This is a genomic window from Bradyrhizobium oropedii (genome assembly GCF_020889685.1).
Taxonomy (GTDB): Bacteria; Pseudomonadota; Alphaproteobacteria; order Rhizobiales; family Xanthobacteraceae; genus Bradyrhizobium; species Bradyrhizobium oropedii.
Map to the genome: position 1 here is coordinate 1 of NZ_JACMYO010000492.1, position 573 is coordinate 573.

At 50.1% G+C, this 573-nt stretch carries 1 protein-coding gene; it reads left to right on the forward strand.

All coding sequences use genetic code 11. The annotated features are described in order from the left end of the window. Positions 1–209 precede the first annotated feature (209 nt). A partial coding sequence (locus tag H8A95_RS43445; RefSeq protein WP_229188508.1) for a hypothetical protein occupies positions 210–573 on the forward strand: 364 nt, incomplete at its 3' end.

Sequence of the window (573 nt, forward strand, 5' to 3'; positions counted from 1 at the left end):
CCAAATCGAAGAGATGCCTGGCACCAAAGCGTGCAATCGCTCGTCGGACAAGATCTCGCGAGTTTGGGTCTTGAGGCCTTTCGCGTAAGGTAGCCCCAACGATTTAAGCGATAGATTCCCAACTCGAGTTGCTAAAGATTGGCGCAAGAAGATTGTCGCGCGTGACTTCTTCAAGCCTCCGCGTCCCTTCGCGAATGACATATTTGAAGTTGAAATCGACCTCAGTTGGAAAATCCTTTGCAGCAACTTTCAAAAATGCCCAAAAGCGGATCGCGAATGGCGCCCGCGCTGAGCGACCAGTTCAACAGGACTTCAATCGCAAAAATCTGCTCTATTGTCTTAGCGGCACTCGTTGCCCAAAAGATGCGAATTATATCGTCTATGATATCAAGTCTCTTGTCATTATCGCTTACGGCGTTCCAGTAGGCTACTTTGTATCGCGAAAGTGTATCGATCTGGCGCCTAACGAAAAGGATCTAGGACTCGCTCCATGCCCGCTGCTCCCGTCCTTTAGGCTTTCGGAGGATGAAAAGCGAGCGATCGAAAAACACGGCGATCGTCGATCTCCGCATG